This is a genomic window from Shewanella sp. KX20019 (genome assembly GCF_016757755.1).
In the GTDB taxonomy this organism is placed as follows: Bacteria; Pseudomonadota; Gammaproteobacteria; order Enterobacterales; family Shewanellaceae; genus Shewanella.
The window spans coordinates 3,194,111-3,213,949 of record NZ_CP068437.1 but is presented as its reverse complement, the minus strand read 5'-3'; the positions used below and the strand labels follow the sequence as shown (position 1 = coordinate 3,213,949).

14 protein-coding genes are annotated in these 19,839 nt (G+C 43.8%); 6 read left to right on the top strand and 8 right to left on the bottom strand.

Going from position 1 to position 19,839, the window contains the following annotated elements:
* The first annotated feature begins 63 nt into the window (after positions 1-63).
* Complete coding sequence (sohB, locus tag JK628_RS14065; RefSeq protein WP_202285254.1) at positions 64-1,095, top strand: protease SohB; 1,032 nt, start codon at positions 64-66, stop codon at positions 1,093-1,095.
* 132 nt (positions 1,096-1,227) lie between these two features.
* The gene (locus JK628_RS14060) at positions 1,228-2,271 is read left to right on the top strand and encodes a helix-turn-helix domain-containing protein (protein WP_202285253.1); all 1,044 of its coding nucleotides are present in this window, start codon (positions 1,228-1,230) and stop codon (positions 2,269-2,271) included.
* Positions 2,272-2,622: 351 nt separating this feature from the next.
* On the opposite strand, the gene JK628_RS14055 is transcribed toward JK628_RS14060, so the two are convergent.
* From JK628_RS14055 to JK628_RS14040, 4 genes are all read right to left on the bottom strand, one after another.
* Positions 2,623-3,813, bottom strand: a complete 1,191-nt coding sequence (locus tag JK628_RS14055) for an SO2930 family diheme c-type cytochrome (protein ID WP_202285252.1) — start codon at positions 3,811-3,813, stop codon at positions 2,623-2,625.
* Between the two features lie 102 nt (positions 3,814-3,915).
* Positions 3,916-6,567, bottom strand: coding sequence for a parallel beta-helix domain-containing protein (locus tag JK628_RS14050; protein ID WP_202285251.1), 2,652 nt, complete (start codon positions 6,565-6,567; stop codon positions 3,916-3,918).
* Between the two features lie 436 nt (positions 6,568-7,003).
* The gene (locus JK628_RS14045) at positions 7,004-8,116 is read right to left on the bottom strand and encodes a DUF481 domain-containing protein (protein ID WP_202285250.1); all 1,113 of its coding nucleotides are present in this window, start codon (positions 8,114-8,116) and stop codon (positions 7,004-7,006) included.
* Positions 8,117-8,231: 115 nt separating this feature from the next.
* The gene (locus JK628_RS14040; protein ID WP_202285249.1) at positions 8,232-8,861 is read right to left on the bottom strand and encodes an arylesterase; all 630 of its coding nucleotides are present in this window, start codon (positions 8,859-8,861) and stop codon (positions 8,232-8,234) included.
* On the opposite strand from JK628_RS14040, the gene JK628_RS14035 reads away from it, so the two are divergent.
* Complete coding sequence (locus JK628_RS14035; protein WP_202285248.1) at positions 8,842-9,609, top strand: ABC transporter ATP-binding protein; 768 nt, start codon at positions 8,842-8,844, stop codon at positions 9,607-9,609. The genes JK628_RS14040 and JK628_RS14035 overlap by 20 nt on opposite strands.
* Positions 9,600-12,053 (top strand): ABC transporter permease, encoded by a 2,454-nt coding sequence (locus tag JK628_RS14030; RefSeq protein WP_202285247.1) that lies wholly within the window; start codon positions 9,600-9,602, stop codon positions 12,051-12,053. Before JK628_RS14035 ends, JK628_RS14030 begins: the two co-directional genes overlap by 10 nt.
* A gap of 62 nt (positions 12,054-12,115) precedes the next feature.
* On the opposite strand, the gene JK628_RS14025 is transcribed toward JK628_RS14030, so the two are convergent.
* The gene (locus JK628_RS14025; RefSeq protein ID WP_202285246.1) at positions 12,116-13,018 is read right to left on the bottom strand and encodes a TIGR01777 family oxidoreductase; all 903 of its coding nucleotides are present in this window, start codon (positions 13,016-13,018) and stop codon (positions 12,116-12,118) included.
* Positions 13,019-13,413: 395 nt separating this feature from the next.
* On the opposite strand from JK628_RS14025, the gene JK628_RS14020 reads away from it, so the two are divergent.
* Positions 13,414-14,496 (top strand): AI-2E family transporter, encoded by a 1,083-nt coding sequence (locus JK628_RS14020; protein WP_202285245.1) that lies wholly within the window; start codon positions 13,414-13,416, stop codon positions 14,494-14,496.
* Between the two features lie 5 nt (positions 14,497-14,501).
* Complete coding sequence (locus JK628_RS14015; RefSeq protein WP_202285244.1) at positions 14,502-15,437, top strand: class I SAM-dependent methyltransferase; 936 nt, start codon at positions 14,502-14,504, stop codon at positions 15,435-15,437.
* A 64-nt stretch (positions 15,438-15,501) separates the two neighbouring features.
* Here JK628_RS14015 and JK628_RS14010 read toward each other — a convergent pair whose 3' ends face one another.
* From JK628_RS14010 to pta, 3 genes are all read right to left on the bottom strand, one after another.
* Positions 15,502-15,726, bottom strand: a complete 225-nt coding sequence (locus tag JK628_RS14010) for a hypothetical protein (RefSeq protein ID WP_202285243.1) — start codon at positions 15,724-15,726, stop codon at positions 15,502-15,504.
* A gap of 1,059 nt (positions 15,727-16,785) precedes the next feature.
* Complete coding sequence (locus JK628_RS14005; protein WP_237524023.1) at positions 16,786-17,244, bottom strand: hypothetical protein; 459 nt, start codon at positions 17,242-17,244, stop codon at positions 16,786-16,788.
* A gap of 377 nt (positions 17,245-17,621) precedes the next feature.
* Positions 17,622-19,766 (bottom strand): phosphate acetyltransferase, encoded by a 2,145-nt coding sequence (gene pta, locus JK628_RS14000; RefSeq protein ID WP_202285242.1) that lies wholly within the window; start codon positions 19,764-19,766, stop codon positions 17,622-17,624.
* Positions 19,767-19,839: the final 73 nt, after the last annotated feature.

The following is a 19,839-nucleotide window of genomic DNA, read 5'->3' as shown; positions in this document are numbered from 1 at the left end:
CAAATAGCTGTTAGAATAGCGGCAATTAACAAAATCAAAAAATCGATTAGGTTGGAGAATATTTTGGAATTTCTGTACGAGTACGGGTTATTTTTTGCAAAAGCGGTAACGATTGTAGTATCGATTTTGGCTGTTGTGATTGTGGTATTAGCATCAACGATAAAGCATAAAACAGACAAGGGTGAGCTCAAAATTACCAATATCAGCGATGACTTGAAATCGTTGAAGCATGACCTTAAAGAGGAGTTGCTGTCTAAAAAAGCATTTAAGGCCTATGAGAAGCAGCTAAAGGCTGACGAAAAAGCGCTAGAGAAAGCACAAAAAGACAATAAGGAGCCTGAACTAGACCCTAAAGTCTATGTTATCGATTTTAAAGGTAGCATCGATGCCAGCGAAGTAGCGTCACTGCGTGAAGAGATCAGCGCTATTTTGACTATCGCAGACAAAGGTGATGAAGTTATCGTCAACGTCGAAAGTGGCGGCGGCATGGTACATGGCTATGGACTTGCTTCAAGCCAGCTTGATCGTTTGAGACAAGCTGAAATTCCATTATCTATCTGTGTCGATAAAGTGGCTGCCAGCGGTGGCTACATGATGGCGTGTGTGGCTAATAAGGTCTATGCAGCTCCTTTCGCTATTGTCGGTTCTATTGGTGTGGTAGCTCAAGTACCGAACTTTAATCGTCTGCTTAAAAAGCATGATATTGATTACGAGCAACATACGGCAGGGGACTTCAAACGTACGCTGACCATTTTTGGTGAGAATACCGATGAAGGGCGTGAAAAGTTTCAAAAAGAGCTTGAAGAGACGCATGTACTGTTTAAAGAGTTTATCTCTAAGTACCGTCCAGAGCTTGATATTGAAAAAGTCGCTACGGGTGAGCATTGGTATGGCCAGCAAGCCATTGAGCTTGGTTTAATCGATGAAGTTTCTACCAGTGATGATGTGATAATGAAGCTTGCAAATGAGCGCACTGTAGTGAAGGTGACTTACCAGCTGAAGAAAAAACTTGCAGATAAAATTGCTCATGGCGCCTCGCTTTCGTTTAATGCAATTTTTAATAAATTTGCAGAGAAAGATCAGCCGCACAAGTAATCCACGCTGAACGTTAATAGAGAAAACCTGCTGAGGCAGGTTTTTTTGTCACTAATTATCCCTTAAGACTATTAATTCGTATTTAGATCCGCTAAAAATATAGTTAACCAGTCATTATATTAGTGGAGTAAAATGCACCAAGTCTGCAGTTATAAACCTCATCTAATGGTTGGCGATCAATCCTACCCCGCGTATGAATTGAGGAATTTGGTTAATTACTTAAAAAAGCACTTTGGTCGCTCGGCTGCAGCGCAATTGTGCCGAGATATCGGTGTGACAGAGACTGAGCTAGTACACAGCCAGTTTGTTTATGTATGGCAAGTCGATTATGCAATGACCTACCTACAAAATGTCAGTAACGATGCAGAAGTTGGAGTAAAAGCAGCGAGCGATTACAAAGTTGCTGATTTAGGTTTCTTACTCAGCTATTTAGCCAAGTTTAACACCCTAGGTGAATGCCTCGAATTTGTTATCGCACATCCCGAATTGGTCGGAAGTTTTTCTGATATATTCCTTAGAAATGAAGAGGGCGCGCTGAAAGTCAGATGGCTTAATACTAATAAGTTGGAGACCGATAAATATAGTTGTCAGTTTCAGCACAGTATCGGTTCGCTTATGACCTTTGCCGAGGAGCTGACGGGCGAAAAGGTTCAAGCTAAAGAGATTATATTGGCCGAACCTAAGCGACAAACTGAATTTTTAGCGTCTCGAACGGGGGCGAATATTCAGTTTGATGGGCAATTTTTTGAGTGGTCTATAGAGCAGAAATTTTTAATGCTGCCGATAACCTTTTCATTTGAAAATGTCGATTTGACGCCAGAGATAAGTCTGGCTCAGTCGTATATTACCGACGTGCTAGCTGTATTAAGAGAATGCGCTCCCCAATTACCGAGTATGGAGTCGATGGCGGTAACGCAAGAGATCAGTACACGTACACTGAGGCGTCGACTTTCAGCAGCAGGCACTAATTACCAAAAGTTGATTGATCAGGTTCGCTGCCAAATGGCGGTGAATCTTATTTTATCCAGTGAACATTCTATCGAAGCCATCTCCGACTTAATGGGCTTTGGAGATATTAGCCATTTTAGGCAGAGTTTTAAGCACTGGATTGGCCATCCTCCGGGTCATTTTCATCGTCTACATCAGGGGGAAAGTAAGGCGACTAATAAAGATTAAGCGCTTACTCAAACTCGATTACTCCTTACTCCTTACTCTTAACTCCTTACTCTTTACTTACTGCTGGCAATTACCAAGTTCAGGTGCCATAGCATCAATCCAGTCTTTAATCACGGTCACAGCTTCAGTGTGGGTAATGGCTCTCCCTATATGATGGAGCATTCGCTTTCGATGACTCCTAACTCTTAACTCCTAACTCCTTACCTAGTGCTGGCAATTGCCAAGTTCAGGTGCCATAGCATCAATCCAGTCTTTAATCACGGTCACAGCTTCAGTGTGGGTAATGGCTCTTGCTATATGGTGGAGCATTCGCTTTCGATTACTCTTTACTCTTTACTCTTTACTCCGTTCTTAGTGCTGGCAATTGCCCAGCTCGGGTGCCATAGCATCAATCCAGTCTTTAATCACGGTCACAGCTTCGGTGTGGGTAATGGCTCTCCCTATCGGCGGCATTCTATCTTTGGGCTCATTAAGCTCTTGGCGATAAACCAAAATAGAGTGCTCTCCATCGCTAGGAATAATGTCGTAAGACAAGCCTTTGGCACCACCATCCCAGCCCGGCGGTTGCTTACAAATACCGTATTGATAGCTAGTATGGTCGACATAAAAACCAAGGCGTAGCCCTGAAATACTGGCAAACCCGTCAGAATTGTGACAATGAGCGCAGTTGATATCCAAATAGCCTTTTGCCCTCGTTGTCAGGGATGCGCTTTGGTCAAGTATGTCAGCGGTTTTGCCAACTTCGCTAAGTTTAGGTAATCCAGAGAGCATATTGAGTTGTTGCCAATGCAATAGTTGATTACTGGACTGGCCTTGATGATTAATATCGAGATTGAGTAGATGCGCTTTAATCCCTATCGGGCGAATACGAACTGTTTGATCGTCACTGGCAAACGTTGATTGATGGCAAATTTTACATTCTGCGCGACTTGGGACGTGATAATCGAAAGTTTCTTGGTTACCTTGATGGTTCAAACTGTGGGGAATATCCATGCCTGCTTGTTGTAGTGTTGCTTGGTTGTTTTTCCAAATATAGGGCAGGGTGGTCCAGCCCGCTTCTCTATGGATTAGTAATCGAGTTTCAATGAGCACTTCATTACTTGCGCCAAGCACTTGTGTATCAAAGGGTAACGAGAACGTTTTGACAAGAACAGTGCCGATTGGCATCTCGAAGGTGTCACTTGAGTGATATGCTATTTTCTCCCCAGGAGGAACAAATATGAAGCGGTGTTTACTAGCGTAGTTGGAGAACAATTGCGTAGCAAGCTGATAGCTGATCCCCGGAGCGATAGGGTCAATAGTCGGAATACTGGGATCTATAAACAATCCATATTGTGATAATTGCTGGCAATCTTCAGTCATTAAGGCGTTCCAGTTTACCTCACTGGTCGTGGCGTCACATGCTGACTGTGATGGATCAGGATCCGTTGTTGGTTCAGTGGGGGACTGTGGTGCTTCTTCGTTAGCGAGTTCTTTTGTGTCGCTGGAGCCGCCACAGGCGCTAAGAAGTAGCATTAGACAGAGGATAACTAGATTATGCATAACTCACCTAGACAGTGGTTGATTTTTTGAGGAACGGGTATTGGCAATTAAGTGATTATGATAAAAAAGCCGGGAACATCCCGGCCTTTTTAGTCTGCTAAATTAACCTGAGCAAGATGCACTAGGCAGGCGCTTAATCCACTCGTTGATTAATGCAACGCCTTCAGCGTGAGAGAGACTTCTACCAATTTCTGGCATTCTGTCACCAGGATCATTACTGTCCATACGGAAGTGCAAGATTGATTCTTCTGGGCTGCCAGGGACAACGTCAAAGCCAAGTGAACCGCCCCCATAGGCAACGGGTGACTTACATGTACCGTGCGAATAGCCAGCGTCTTCAGCGTAATCTCTCCAATATTCGAGCTTTAGACCTGTATTAGAGGCATTACCTTCTGGGCGATGACAATGAGCGCAGTTAATGTCTAAATAACCTTTGGCTGTTTTCATCAATGCGTCATCACTAAGCTCGGCAACGCTGGTCTCATCACCATCATTGTAAGCCGGTACGGTGTCGATCGTAGCCACCTCTGGAACACCTTGTAAAATGCCAGCGGACTGCCATTTTAACAACTGATTCATGCTGCCATCACTGTAGGCATAATCTCTGTTAAGTTGGCGTGCTTTGGGTCCAATAGGGACAAATTTCGCAGGACTATCTGCATCAGGCTTAAATTGGTGACACTGTTTACACTGGTTCATGCTCGGCACGACATAATCAAAGTCCATGGTGTCGCCATTGTGGACAACCTTTTTCCCTTGAATTGCGCCCGCTTTCGCGAGTACAGCATCCACTTTTTCAGCGTTCCACACATAAGGCAGTGCAGTCCAACCACTCTCACGATGGATTAATAAACGTGTTTCGACCAAGTCTTCATTCGATAAGCCACGCTTACTCGTATCAGCAGGAAGTGCAAATGTCTTCACTAAGACCGTGCCGACAGGGAAGTCCATTGACTCCATAGCCGAGAAATCAGCTTTTTTACCTTCAGGCACAAATACGTAGCGGTATTTACTTGAGTAATCAGTAAACAGTGGCGTATTTAAATCATAAGGTAGGCCACCAGAGTTGGGGGCGTTGCCTGGATTTGTTGCATCGGCAAACAAGTTGTAGTCTGAAAGGTTTGGACAGTTTGCTTTCAGCAGTGCGTCCCAAGAGGCATTAGTGCTTTCGGCCTTACAAAGACTTAAGTCACCATCTCCTACCAGGCCGCCTTCATCTTCGCCAATGCTACCGCCACCACCGACGAGAATACCACCATCACAACCTTCGGTATTGTCATCAACGCCGCAACCGAAAATTTGATCACCAAAGGTCACGGTATGAACGGGTAAGCTCACCTGAGCACAGTTCATCAGCTTATTTTGAGTTTTCTCATAAAGCACTTCAGGGTTGGCTGGATCAGTATTATCGTTAGCGTATAAGCGACCAAATGACACATCACCATTATCGCTTGCACAAACGTTATCACTGCCGTCTGTAGAAAAAGGCAACTCTTGAAGGCCTAAGTAAGCAGCGGTACCATTATTGGATAGCATTTCGCCGAGGCCATCATATAAAACTCCTGGAAATGCACCGTGGGTAAAAAGGTATCCTTTAATTATATCATCAATTAGGTAGCCGTTTGGCTTTTGGCCATACCCGCTGATGACGTTATCGTGCAGATAAATATTACGTGGTGTCGGTCGCCAGCCATCTTCAATTGGTTGGCCTGGCTGGCCATAGTTAGCGACAAAAGCCGACATGTCAGGCTCAGCAATAAAGAAACTGGTGATTGCCACACCCATGGTATCGTGACCGGTGATTTCGTTGTTAAAGATTTCAACGTCATCAGTAGATAGAATAATCATACCTGTGCCCGGCGGCACAATATGAACACCTGCAGGGTTGGCTGAAGCGTTAGCAAAGTTTTTAGTATTGTTATCGTAGACTTTGTTATTGAAAATCCTGACACTGGAACCATATCTATGGTTGTTAATCGGCAGGTCGAAAACAAGGATACCACCAGTATTACCCATGGCTTCGTTGTCATACACATCAGCATATTTTGAGTTTTCAATCTCAATACCGGCAACGTTTTCTTTGGCTATATTACGTCTAACAACTATGTATTGCGATTGACCGACATAAATACCCGCATCAGCACTACCGCGTACATAAGTGTCTTCAATAAGAATGTTTTCACACTCGACTGGATAGAGGCCATAAGCTCCATTACCTTCATCTAGTTCACCCTCCCAAACAGTAGCGAGGCGACGTAATATAATGCCGTTAGTATTCTTAAGCTTGATACCGTTATTTTTAGCTTCATTCACAGACAGATCTTGAATGATTATATTGACCGCATTTTGAACAAAGATACCGTCGCCAGAGTTAGATTTTGAGAAATCCAGAATGGTCTCATTCTGACCGTAGCCCATTATGGTTATATTTTTAGCGTAACTACCATCACCGTCGACATCACCATCAAATAAAAGTGTTGATTCGATCTCAAATGTCCCTTTTGGCAGAACGATCACATCGTTACTTTGCGCATCGATAAGCGCTTCTTGGATACGAATAGTGAGGTTTTCACCGTCCTCGATCATTATTGCACCTTCAGGGAACGTTGGCCCTTCTGGTTCAGGAGTGACAACGGGCGGTGTCTCTATTTCTGTTGTTGTATCGTCATCGTCAGATGAGCAAGCCCCCAAACTTATTGCAACTGCGGTAGCGATTAATGTCGGCATTAGCCAAGAAGGTTTGTTGTTGAACATAGCGTCTCCAGAATTTATTTTTATTATTCGTGTTCTAGATTGCACTGACGTACCAGATAAGCAATGTGAAATTGGGACGACAAGTTGTTAACATTGATTGAACGATTGACCTTGTGCGCTCTGTTAAACGTTCTGCTTGTTGTTAGTTATTGAAAATATGTATGAAGATACTCCCATTCAAACAGTTATGTTGTTGCAACTGATTGTGATTTTTATTCATAATATTAAACCGTGTAACACACTGTTTAATTAATGTTAAATGCTAGTGGCGATCAACATTGTAGTATTTATTCTTACGAAGCTCTAAAGGTGAGAACATTGATGTTTGGGAAGAGGTCAACAGCCTCTACGCTAAACAAGGTTAATAATGCTTCATTACTAATGAAGCCTAAATCGGCCATGTCAGCGTTCTATCTGACGTTTTTAAGGTATGTTCTTAAATATCGATACCAAAACCAATGATAAACTGATAATCGTTAGGTTCAGGTGTTAGTTTGTTTGCGTCAGGTTGCGGGTTATTGGTTCTGTCCCAAACGAATGACAGGTCAAGATCAAACATATCGGTCAGCTCTATCTCTAACGTTGCAATCGCATGATGGGTATAACCGCCGGAAGTTTCATTACCGTACTGTAAGCGATATAGCGCATTAAAATCGATGTCTCCGGTTATTTCCGTTTCATAAAGGCTTTCAATGACCAGTGCAGCACTGCCATCATCTTCACTTTCATCGGCTTCAACCGTATCAAATCGTGTATAGGTGTATGCGGGGCCACCACTGACACTCCACTCTGTTTTCGCATTATCGATGAAGTTGTAACCCAGACCAGAACCGATTGTGATGCGATAATCTATGTTCAAAAATGGGTCGATATAGACTTCAGCAAATACAGGTCTAAGATAAAACTGTTTGGAGATGAACCAGTCAAAGTTACTGTTGATCCGGTGGTTATTAATACGGTTTTCACCGTCAGTTTCTGAGAAGTTGCCGATATAGTCTAGATTGAATCGTGATTCCGTTGTGCGTCGCCGGGTCTTGGCGAGTGTGTTGTAGTCTATCTGGTCTGTATTACCTTTTCGAAAGTTGGCGCCTAAAGTGATTTTACTCGACCAATAGTTAGCTTCGGTTTGTTCGCCAGCGATAATGGTCATTATCTCGCTATTATCAAACTCTTCACCATTGATATAGGACTTGCCATCTTTGACGAGTAGCCGACCCGTTTTGGTGCTGAGATCGGTAAACCCAATACTGACTATACCGCTACTTTGCAGCATTTTTACATCTTCCCAATCGATAAATACGCTATCGAGTTCATCACTATCGAACTCGAGTTTGTCGTCGTAGAGGTTAACGATTTCGCCTTTGAGTAACTCTAATGAAGTGAGTTGCAACCAATCGTACTTAAGGTCTACAGGGAGGGATATTTGCTCAGGGGTTATTGGCGCTGGTGTTATAGGGTTGGCAGTTTCAGCAGCTAAAGCAGCGTGGCTAAAGCAGCCAATAGTAAAGCTGCTTGCAATTAATATACTGCCGCTAAATATTTTTATCATTACACTCTCCCTGAAGCTTACTTGTCCTGAAATTAAATAGGCTAGATGAGCCTATCAATAATCTACAAAGTTGCTAGTCGAGCTTCAAGCACTATGTTCATTATTGGTGTTTTCCTTAAAGTGTTCGTTGGATCCAGGGTTGCATAAATTCAGCAATTTGCGGCTGGGCTTTTGCATTCGGATGGATCCCATCTCGTTGCATCAAGCTACTGTCTATTACAATGGCCTCCATGAAAAATGGCATAAGGGTGATATCGTGCTCCACAGCGAGCTCTTTATAGACTTGGCTGATCTGAGATGCATAGCGTGGACCGTAGTTAGGCGGTACCATGATCTCACTGAGCAGCACTTTTATCTGTTTTGTTTTTGCAAGTTCGATGATTTTTGTAAGATTATTTTTCAACTGTTTAGGAGGGAAACCTCTCAGCCCGTCATTGCCTCCAAGTTCAACTAACAGGACTTCAGGGCTCGCAGATTCAAGCAGGGCGGGCAGTCTACGTAATCCACCAGCGGAGGTTTCACCGCTTACAGAGCCATTAATGATGGTGTGTTCAGGCATCTTTGACCGCAATAGATGCACCCACCCTTCATTTTCTGGCATTCCATAACTTGCACTTAAGCTGTCACCTAGGATTAATATAGGGGCAGCACTCAGCGGAAAACTGCTGAATAAAAATAATATAGCAAAACCACATCGTCGGTTTTTAAGGTTAAAGAAGGTTTTTATGTCTGAAAATAGCGCCATAACGGTAAGCCACCTAATTAAATCGGTTAATACTCAAGAGGGAGAGTTGACTATCCTCAACGGCATTAATATGGATGTCAAGCAGGGTGAGAGTGTTGCGATACTTGGGCCATCAGGTTCGGGTAAGTCAACTTTGCTTGGTTTACTTGCGGCGCTTGATTCTCCAAGCCAAGGTTCCATTTTGCTTGATGGAGTGCCGCTTGAGACATTAAACGAAGAATCTAAAGCTGCACTGCGTAAAAAGAAGGTGAGTTTTATTTTTCAATCCTTTATGTTGGTTGATACATTAAACGCCTTGGAAAACGTTATGTTACCTGCAGAACTTGCTGGTATTGCCAATGCCAAAGAAAAGTCTCAGGCGATGTTACAGCGGGTTGGATTGAGTCATAGGCTGAACCACTTTCCAAATCAACTGTCTGGCGGAGAGCAGCAACGGGTTGCAATTGCTCGTGCCTTTATCTGTGAGCCCAAAGTACTGTTTGCCGATGAGCCCACAGGTAATCTAGATTCAGCCAATAGCGATAAAATTGCTGATATGTTGTTTGAACTCAACCGTGAGAGTGACACCACACTGATATTGGTGACACATGACATGATTTTAGCAAGCCGGTGTCAGCGACAATTCATCATGGATTCAGGCAACTTAAGTGAAAAAGTTAGCGAGGATGTGGCCGAAAAATCAGCTGAGAATACTGCGGCTGAACGGGCTGATAATACCGTGGACAAAGAGGCAAGTTCATGGAGCTAAAACTTGCATGGAGGCTATTTAAAAGAGAGTTGTCACAGGGGCAACTGCTATTGATCATTCTAGCTATCACCTTAGCAGTACTTTCAGTCACAGGACTTGCGTCCGTCAGTGAACGACTACAACTGGCAATCAACGGCCAAGCGTCAAAGTTCATCGCAGCTGATAGGATTATTAACTCCCCTAAAGAGATCGATCCTGAGGTGTTAGCCATCGCTGACGATATTGGCCTTGCTCGCGTTACCAGCATGCAGTTTAACTCCATGGTATATGCCGGAGATGAATTCCAACTGGTGACGGTAAGAGCGGTTGAACAAGGCTATCCGCTTAAAGGCAATATAGAGCTCAGCTCTGGTGTTGCTCAAGGGTTACCGAACGCAGATAACATCTGGTTTGAAACCCGATTAGGCGGCTTGCTGGGCTATCCAGCGCAGATTGAGATTGGTAATGCCAATTTTAACTTATCCAATGAAATAGTCCGTTTACCCGACGCAGGATTTAACCCTTTTGCTTCATCTCCTGTGGTGTTGATGCGTATTGAGGATGTGGTTAAAACACAGGTGATCCAGCCTGGTAGTCGAGTGACTTATCTTTACCAGTTTGCAGGTGATGCCGCAAAACTTGATGCATTTGAAGTACAAGCTAAGCCATTACTTAATACCAGCCAGCGCTGGGTTGATGTGCAATCAGGTGATTCGCCCATAGCCAGTGCGGTAAAGCGTGCTGAACGATTTTTATTACTCGCAAGTTTACTGGGCATTGCACTTGCCTGTGCTGCCATCGGTATTGCTGCGCAGCGATATTGTCAGCGTCACTATGATGTGGTGGCCATGTTGAAGACATTTGGCGCTTCAGCAAAACAGATAAGAATTTTATTTGGCACCCATCTTCTGCTTGTTACTGCTGTTGGTGTGGTATTTGGCTTAATCGGTGGCTTCGGGCTCGACCGCCTGATCACTGCATTTCTGCCCGCTGAAATAGCCGCTTACAGCCCACCAATAAGTCGGCCAATACTGCTTGGCATAGGCACTGGTTTTATCAGCGCCTTTATGTTTTCAGCCTACCCATTGATGCGGTTGCTATCTATTCCACCGCTTAGAGTATTGCAGGGACATCTGGAAGGGTTGCAGCTCGGTATGTGGCTGCATCTGCTGCTTAGCTTAACGGCGATGGCGATATTGGGATATTTGTATTCACAAAGCCTGGCGCTAACACTGACTGTGGTTGCCGCAGTCTTATTGTTAGGGACTTTGCTGAGTGTTTTAGGCTTCTTTATGATCCGTTTGGGTCATAGCGTCGGCATGAAGACGACTAATCCACTGCAGCTTGCGTTAGCCGGACTTCGACGCCGGGCGCGACAAAATGCGGTGCAGCTGGTTGGGTTTAGTAGTGCGCTAGTCCTATTGTTGACCATTTTTGCACTCAGACAAGATATTCTTAACGAGTGGCAAAAGCAGTTACCGGAAAATGCGCCCAATTACTTTCTAGTCAATATTGCACCGGAAGAAACAGCAGCAATCGCAGATTTCTTGAAACCGCATGTGAAAGTTCCTCCAGTTATCTATCCAGTGATTAGAGGCCGCTTGAGCGCGATTAATGGCGAGCCGTTAATATCTTCCGAGCAAAAGAAAGCTGGTGATGAGGGACGAGTTGGGATCTCGCGCGAATTAAATCTAACTTATCGTGACAGCATGCCTGATAATAACGAAATTATTTCTGGTCAGTTCAACCAAGATACTTTTGATGTCTCAGTGGAGTCCGGAGTTGCCGAACGATTAGAACTAGTCCTAGGTGATAGCTTAACCTATACCATAGACAACCAGCGTTTAACGGTAAAAGTCGCCAGTATTCGCGCTGTTCATTGGGAAACACTGCAGCCAAACTTCTTTATGATCTTCACAAAAGAAGCCCTAGCGCCGTTTGCTTATACCTCAATGTCTAGCTTTCACTTAGAAGAGTCACAACGCTCGGTTATTTTGTCATTGATTAAACAGTTCCCAACGGTATCTATTATCGATGTCGGTGCAATGGTGAAACAGTTACGTCAGATCATCGATCAAGTCTCTTTGTCATTAACCTTAGTATTGGTGCTGGTGTTACTTGCCAGTGCGTTAGTGATGATAGCGCAGACCGAGGCTGGAATGGCGAGCAGACAACGAGAGCTTGCTGTACTGAGGACCTTTGGCGCATCGGGTTGGTTACTTAGAGCGGCGACGGGACTCGAATTTGCACTGTTAGGTACCATCGCCGGCGTATTAGCGGTTATCGTTGCTGAGTTTACCCTGTATTTACTGAAAACTCAGGTGTTTGAACTCAATGTTTACATGCATTGGCCTTGGTGGGGCATCGCGCCATTATGTGGCGGTTTAGTGGTTGCCCTGCTTGGGCTGTGGCGTTGTCGTCAGCTGCTAAATAAATCATGCAGTGAATTGCTTAAAGCACATTAAATTGTCGGAAAGTAAAGCGGCAAGAGAGATCCTCTCTTGCCGCTTTTCGTTTATTTTAATTGTCATTTAAATAGGGCGTTTAACGCACTGTCGATTGTTGAGTACTTAAACGTAAAGCCTTCTTGTAATGTCCTTTTAGGCACCACATATTGCCCGTCGATTAACAGGGTCGACATCTCACCTAATGCCAGTTTTAGTCCAAATGCAGGCGCTGGAATACACGCTGGGCGGTTTAATGCCGAAGCTAATGCTTTAGTGAACTCTTTGTTACTGACAGGCGTAGGTGTGCAGCCATTATAGACTCCACTTGTGTGTGGGTTTATGAGCAGGAATTCAATTAAAGCAATTAAGTCATCTAGATGGACCCAACTCATTCCTTGTTGACCGCTGGCAATAGGGCCTCCGAGGCCCAATTTAAAAGCGGGTAACATCTTGGCTAGAGCGCCACCTTGTGCACCGAGCACTAAACCAATACGGATAATACATACTCGTGTGGTTTCGCTTGCTGCATTTTGCGCCTCTTGCTCCCACTTTTGACACACTTGATGAGTAAACTCTGCTTTGCTCTCGGGGCTAAGTTGACTTGCCTCGTCAATATGTTGCGAGCCTTGGCTACCATAGTAGCCGACGGCAGAGGCGCTAATAAAGACACTCGGTGGATTGTCACTGGCGGAGCTGAGTTGGGCCAGCTTAGCGGTGATTGACCAGCGGCTATGACATATGTTTTTTTTCTGCGCGTCAGACCATCTTTTTCCTGCTATTGGTTCACCAGCGAGGTTAATGACGGCATCAAAGCTGTCTAGATTTGTCAATCCATCTAAAGAGCTCAGGTAGTGATGATGCTCGCCTAAGCGCTCTGCGGTATGTTCAGGGTGCCTAGTGAGCAACGTGAGTTGATGATGGCTTAAACGTTTCACAAGCTGTGTGCCAATAAATCCACTGGCACCGGTAATCAGTATATTCATAGGCTTTTGTTTTTATGGGCTCTTAATAGAGTTTACGTTAGTTAGGATAAATTGGATCTATCGTTTTGTGCACTTTGGTAATAGAGTGTTTCATTGCCGCTGTTTTTTGAACCGTGGTTGCTGAGGGAAGTGGGTATTAAGCTGCGCCACGTTAGCAATAAACATTGATAACCCATAAACTTAAGCAGCTTAAACTAAAGCGGTGATTTTTATAAAATCATGCGATAATTCACAAAATCATTTATCTTGTCATTATTGCCCATATTATTAACTCGCCTAGGATGGCTAAGCTGATAGTAACGTTTGGCATATTGTTACTGTTTAGTCGCGTGATGGTTGTTTGCAGTCGAAACTTCAGAACCGCGATATTATTATAAATCAACAAGGATTTTTTAATGCCCCGATTTGAAAATCAAGGTGTCGCATTTAGAGGTTTTGCCATCTCAGCATTTATTGTGGTGATCCTCGCCGGAATAAAAACGGCAAGTCCGATTGTCGTGCCGTTTGTGTTATCGGTATTTATTGCTGTGATCTGTAATCCGATGATTAGTTGGCTCACTCGCCACCGTGCCCCAAGAGGAGTGGCTGTATTACTGCTAATGGTGTTTATTGTGCTAATGGGCTTATGGTTGGCGTCTATTGTTGGTACCTCCATTAATGAATTCTCCCAGCAGTTACCTTTTTATCGGGACCAATTAATTGAACAGTTCTCTTGGGTTGTTGACAAGTTAGCTGCGCTCAATATTCAAGTCACTAAAGAGCAAATGCTTGCTTACTTCGATCCTGGCGTTGCATTGTCAATGACGACGAATATGCTGACCGGTGTGGGTAGCGTCATGGCTAACCTATTTTTAATCATTTTAACCGTGGTGTTTATGTTGTTCGAATCGAATGGGTTTTCAAGAAAGATGCATGTTGCACTTGATGATCCCGATATGCGTTTACAGCAAGTTGACCGTTTTTTAAATTCAGTTAACCAATACATGGTGATTAAAACCTTGGTGAGCCTCGGTACCGGATTCATTGTCGGAGTTGGCTTATATATCATTGGTGTGGATTATGCTCTGCTGTGGGGGGTGATTGCGTTTCTGTTTAACTATATCCCAAATATTGGTTCTATTATTGCCGCGATCCCTTCTGTATTGCTTGCCTTCATACAAATTGGACCGGGCGCAGCTGGTGCCGTCGCTTTGTTGTATCTAGGAACCAACACGATTATGGGTAACGTGGTTGAACCACGATACATGGGACGTGGTCTCGGCTTGTCTACGCTAGTGGTATTCTTATCGTTAATATTTTGGGGCTGGCTATTAGGCTCCGTCGGTATGCTGTTATCAGTACCACTGACAATGATTGTAAAGATAGCTTTAGAGTCAAGCGAAGGCGGACGTTGGTTAGCGGTGTTGCTCGGTGATGATATTGCTGAAAATAAAGATGATCCCGTAGATGAAATAAAGATTGAAAAAAGTAAAAAGTGAGTTAGATGCAGTTATTTATTGAAGCAATAAAAGACGTTACCTTTGGTAACGATGTTAGTCGATTATTTCATGGTCGTGGAGGACGATACCAAGGAGCTGAGCACCTATGCTTAGATTGGTATGCACCAGTGGTGTTATTAACCAGTTTTAAGCCACTCAATGAGGATGAACTTTCAGTCATCACTGAGGCAATTGAACAGCGTTGGTGTGAGCTAAATGGCGCTAAAGCGATAAACCTTGTTTTTCAGTATCGCCGTGGCGGTGAAACACACACTGATATCATTAAAGGCGAGGTGCCTGAAAAGCACATTGTTGTAGAGAATGGCGCTCAGTTTCAAGTTCATTTACTACGTGGACAGAATCATGGTTTGTTCTTGGATATGTCTAATGGCCGACAGTGGGTGCGGGAGCATAGCTGTGGAAAGAAAGTGCTAAATTTGTTTGCTTATACCTGCGGTTTTTCTGTTGCTGCGTTGCAGGGCAATGCGACAGAGGTGGTTAATATTGATATGAGCAAGGGCTCACTATCGATCGGTAAGCAAAATCACATGTTAAATAACTTGGGTTCAGGGGCTCGCTTTCTGGGTCATGACATTTTTAAGTCATGGGGTAAGCTAACCAAACTTGGTCCTTACGATCTCATCATTGCAGATCCACCGAGTAACCAAAAGGGCAGTTTTGTCGCGACAAAAGATTATGCACGCCTGTTAAAACGCTTGCCTGATCTTCTGGCTACTGAAGGCGACATTCTATTATGTCTAAATGCGCCTGAATTGAGTATTGATTTCCTAAAAGAGCAAGTTGCTAGCTACAGTCCTAGTTTGAAGTTCTATGAGCAGATGGACAACCCTGCAGTGTTTGAAGATATCGATCCGAATAAAGCACTAAAAGTACTGCGCTATCGACAAGAGACATTGTCGGTAACAGATATCGCGAATTAAGGATGAGTTAAATCGCGTCAAAAGGCCAAACACAACCGTGTTTGGCCTTTTTTCATCCCGCGTCCTAATAATTGAGTCGTTCGCTTATTGCTGATTGCCCATGAGACTCAATGATCTTAGCGATACTATGCCGTTCTCTTTGTTTTAGTGCGGAGATCTCATTAACAAGCGTACCTTGTACGTCAAGAGGGATGCTCATCTTTTCCATAAACATGTATATCGACAAATCATCCCCCTGATCAAATAACTCAACGAGCTGTCCTGCTTCATAGTCAATTAATGCATTCATTATAATTTACCTCTAATTAGCGCACGTAACTGTTTAGCATCAGCGATGCTATCTATTATTGATAGCAGCAGTTGTGGCAGTTAAATATATTGTTTGTGCACATAAAAAGTGTTTTTTAGCGCGATATTGAATAAAAAAGTGAAAGTCTTTCAGTTTTTCTAACGGAATAGCGGCTAAAGACGGTTGTTTTGCTGTTTTTGCCGATTAAAGGTGAAAGTTTTTTGTAAGTCGCAGTTTAACCCTGTTATAATCGAAACTAGAAACACGGCATAGTTGGCATGTTTTAAGAGAGGCAAAATGTCACATTATTGATGACATGCTTTTGTACCCTACACCTAAATCAAAGATCCGGAGTCGTTATGGAAATTCAAGAATATGAAGGCGCATATTATCAACTACAAGATGAGATGTTAGAGTCTCTACCAGTTGAAATGGATGAAGAAGCATTTTTGGATTAGGGAAAATCGCAGAATAAACCTATCTTTTATAGGTTTTATCTAGATGAAATAGCAACCAACAGGTTGCTATTTTTATTTGTAGAATTAACACTTTATAACCTGTCTGAAAGCTGAGAAGGTCCTAGATACTAGGACGTTCGCCTGCTCACTGCTAGAACGGACTACGTCCTGCTAGGAAATCAACAGAAAACACCCTTTGGCTTTTGATGTTGATTTTAGGCTTTGTTAGCACCTTCTTTTAAAGTGGGTCGGCATTTATGCCGTCGCTTTGTTCTTTTCTCGTTTTACCGTAAGCGAAGCAGTTACGTAGTGACGCAGTTATTTCCCGTATAGCCGTAGGCTGTTCGCCTAAGATTTTACCGTCTTTGCTAGAACCTGTCTGAAAGCTGAGAAGGTCCTAGATACTAGGACGTTTGCCTGCTCACTGCTAGAACGGACTACGTCCTGCTAGGAAATCAACAGAAAACACCCTTTGGCTTTTGATGTTGATTTTAGGCTTTGTTAGCACCTTCTTTTAAAGTGGGTCGGCATTTATGCCGTCGCCTTGCTCTTTTCTGGTTTTACCGTAGAACCTAGTACCTCTAATACTCAAGCCTAGCACCTAACCGTTAACGTTTCTCTTTTCTGGCACGACTTCGACAATAATCCATTTTCCCTTGTGCTTATTCAAGCGCAAGGTTCTGTCATCAACCCAAAACTGTCCACCACGCAGGCCTTTAATTTTGACTATGACAGTGACGTCCTCAGTCGATTTGCGAAAGAAATCAATATCGACTTCGTCAACTTCCATTTCAACGTCAGTCAATGACAAGTTGAGCACATGGCGTTGCACTGAAGCGGCAATGTAATAGTGTGAAAGGATCTCTTTCATTGAATCATCAACAAACAGTTTTGCTTTCTCTACATCCCGTTCTACGTAGATAGCGTTTAAGAATCCAATTGAAGAGAGTTCAGGCGTGCGCATAGAGGGGACGGATGGATCGGCTATTAGCTTACTATCCGTATAGTCACAGGCAGAAACAGTGAACAGTGCAATGATAAGAATAAAGTATTTCAACATAGATAATGATTATTAGTATTTTTTAGCAGTATCACGATTCTACAGCCTTAACGCAAGATTTTACTGTTTGATCGCACCCAAAGCTTGACCTCAATAAAGATCTCAGGCATATCTGTATAGATAACTTATAAAGGTTATCCACAGAATCTGTGGACAAGTGTGTTGAAGACTTTTTATTGGTTACTTAAGTTATTAATATATCAGCCTTAATTGGACTGGTTAATTTTTGATGCATTTTGTCGATGTACACAATTCGACCTACCGGTTGTTGCTTCATAAGTCTAATTAACTGCTAATGAGATCGCATCGATCGCAATTCGATTGAATTTAAAGCAAAAAAAAGCCTGCATAAGCAGGCTTTTTTAGTATTGGTGTAATTAGCTTTCGTTTTGCGCAGCTTGGATGGCTGTTAAGGCAATCGTGTAAACAATATCATCGACTAAGGCGCCGCGTGATAGATCGTTTACTGGCTTTCGCATACCTTGCAGCATCGGGCCAATTGAAATCAGGTCAGCGCTTCGCTGAACCGCCTTGTACGTTGTATTACCAGTGTTGAGGTCTGGGAATACAAATACCGTCGCTTGACCCGCTACAGGGCTGTTTGGTGCTTTAGAGCGAGCAACGTTTGGCATAACAGCAGCGTCATACTGTAAAGGTCCATCAATGACTAAGTCTGGACGTTTCTCTTTGGCAATACGCGTCGCTTCACGTACTTTATCAACATCAGAACCTGTACCTGAGCTACCTGTTGAGTAACTGATCATCGCAACCCGTGGTTCAATACCAAACGCAATTGCAGACTCTGCAGATTGAATTGCGATGTCGGCCAATTGCTCTGCATTTGGATCCGGGTTAATCGCACAATCACCATAGACCAAGACTTGATCTGGCATCAACATGAAGAATATAGAGGAGACCAAATTTGAGCCGGGTGCGGTTTTGATCAACTGTAGCGGCGGGCGAATCGTATTTGCGGTGGTGTTGACTGCACCAGACACAATACCATCGACTTCGCCTTGAGCTAGCATCATAGTACCGAGTACCATGTTGTCTTCTAACTGCTCTTTAGCAACAACTTCAGTCAAACCTTTATTACGACGTAGCTCAACCATAGCCTCGACATAACGACCACGAGCAGATTCTGGCTCAATGATCTCGACACCGTCACCTAAGGTGACGCCTTGCTGAGTGGCAATACGCTCAATCTCTTCGCGATTACCCAGTAGCACGCAACGTGCAATACCACGTGAAGCACAAATGCTGGCGGCTTCAATTGTTCTCGGTTCATCACCTTCTGGTAGAACAACCGTTTTACGTGCAGCACGAGCGAGCTCTGTTAACTTGTAACGGAATGCTGGTGGCGATAAACGGTGCTCACGTGGAGAGTTTTTAGTGACGCTTTCGACCCAGTTTTGATCAATATGGCCAGCAATAAACTCTTGAACCTGTTCAATACGAACGGCATCATCTACTGGCACTTCGTGATCGAAACGTTGAATGTTCAGCGAGGTTTGCCACGTATTGGTGTCAATAAGGAATACGGGTAAGCCGGTTTCGAATGCTTGTTCACAAAGCTCCATAATTTGTGGCTCTGGCTCGTATCCACCTGTTAGCAATAGTGCGCCAACTTTGATGCCATTCATTGAAGCAAGACAGGCTGAAACGATGACATCACTGCGATCGCCTGAGGTGACGAGTAGCGAGTCGGTTTTAATATGGGTAACCATATTGGGAATACTACGGGCACAAAATGTCACTTTGCGCATGCGGCGAGTGTTCATTTCACCAGCGTTGATAATTTTGGCGCTTAAGTGCTTAGCAAGATCAGATGCACGCGGTGCTACCAGATCAAGGTTGTAAGGCACTGTGCCTAAAATACGCAGTTTACTCTTGCCTGGAAGTTGGAACATGCTTGCCGGATCGGGGCGCTGAATATCGTCATGATCGAACACTTCAGACAGGTCTGGGCGAGCACGACCTTCGTCATCAACCGGGGCACCAACTTTGTTGATAATGGCACCAATGAGGCGTTTGTTCTTACTCCCACCCCATGAATTATGTGAGATCTCTAAGCGATTCATCAGCGCTGTCGCACTTTCATTGCCTGGAGTCGCTACAAAAATCACATCTGCATCTAATGCTTTAGCAATCGCATGGTTCACGTCGCTTGAGAAAGGATGGTTGCGGGTTTGCACTAATCCTTCGACAATAATGGTTTCAGTATCGTCTGTGCATTCTGTTGCACGAGCGATAATCTGCTCCATTAACACGTCAGTTTGATCTGCACGAATAAGGTTCTCAGCATGATCCATATCGAATGGTTCGAGTGGGTTAACTGTCGGTGATTTGCTTAAAATAGTGGTTGAACGTTCAGGTCCACGATCGGTTGGGCGCTGTTGGGCTATTGGCTTAAAAAAGCGAACCTTAACACCATGACGCTCAAGCGCACGAACCATACCTAAACTAATAGATGTTAACCCTACACCGGTCCCTATAGGGATGAGCATAATGTTGCGAGACATAAATACCTCTTAAAACTCGAGAAAGCCACAAAAGTATGGCAGTAGAAATATTGTTTTGAGCCACTAACTTATT

Bases quoted from the DNA above. Each gene is read 5' to 3' on its own strand.
- JK628_RS14060 (WP_202285253.1), top strand. From the start codon at position 1,228: ATGCACCAAGTCTGCAGTTATAAACCTCATCTAATGGTTGGCGATCAA.
- JK628_RS14055 (WP_202285252.1), bottom strand. From the start codon at position 3,813: ATGCATAATCTAGTTATCCTCTGTCTAATGCTACTTCTTAGCGCCTGT.
- JK628_RS14050 (WP_202285251.1), bottom strand. From the start codon at position 6,567: ATGTTCAACAACAAACCTTCTTGGCTAATGCCGACATTAATCGCTACC.
- JK628_RS14045 (WP_202285250.1), bottom strand. From the start codon at position 8,116: ATGATAAAAATATTTAGCGGCAGTATATTAATTGCAAGCAGCTTTACT.
- JK628_RS14035 (WP_202285248.1), top strand. From the start codon at position 8,842: ATGTCTGAAAATAGCGCCATAACGGTAAGCCACCTAATTAAATCGGTT.
- JK628_RS14040 (WP_202285249.1), bottom strand. From the start codon at position 8,861: ATGGCGCTATTTTCAGACATAAAAACCTTCTTTAACCTTAAAAACCGA.
- JK628_RS14030 (WP_202285247.1), top strand. From the start codon at position 9,600: ATGGAGCTAAAACTTGCATGGAGGCTATTTAAAAGAGAGTTGTCACAG.
- JK628_RS14025 (WP_202285246.1), bottom strand. From the start codon at position 13,018: ATGAATATACTGATTACCGGTGCCAGTGGATTTATTGGCACACAGCTT.
- JK628_RS14020 (WP_202285245.1), top strand. From the start codon at position 13,414: ATGCCCCGATTTGAAAATCAAGGTGTCGCATTTAGAGGTTTTGCCATC.
- JK628_RS14015 (WP_202285244.1), top strand. From the start codon at position 14,502: ATGCAGTTATTTATTGAAGCAATAAAAGACGTTACCTTTGGTAACGAT.
- JK628_RS14010 (WP_202285243.1), bottom strand. From the start codon at position 15,726: ATGAATGCATTAATTGACTATGAAGCAGGACAGCTCGTTGAGTTATTT.
- JK628_RS14005 (WP_237524023.1), bottom strand. From the start codon at position 17,244: ATGTTGAAATACTTTATTCTTATCATTGCACTGTTCACTGTTTCTGCC.
- pta (WP_202285242.1), bottom strand. From the start codon at position 19,766: ATGTCTCGCAACATTATGCTCATCCCTATAGGGACCGGTGTAGGGTTA.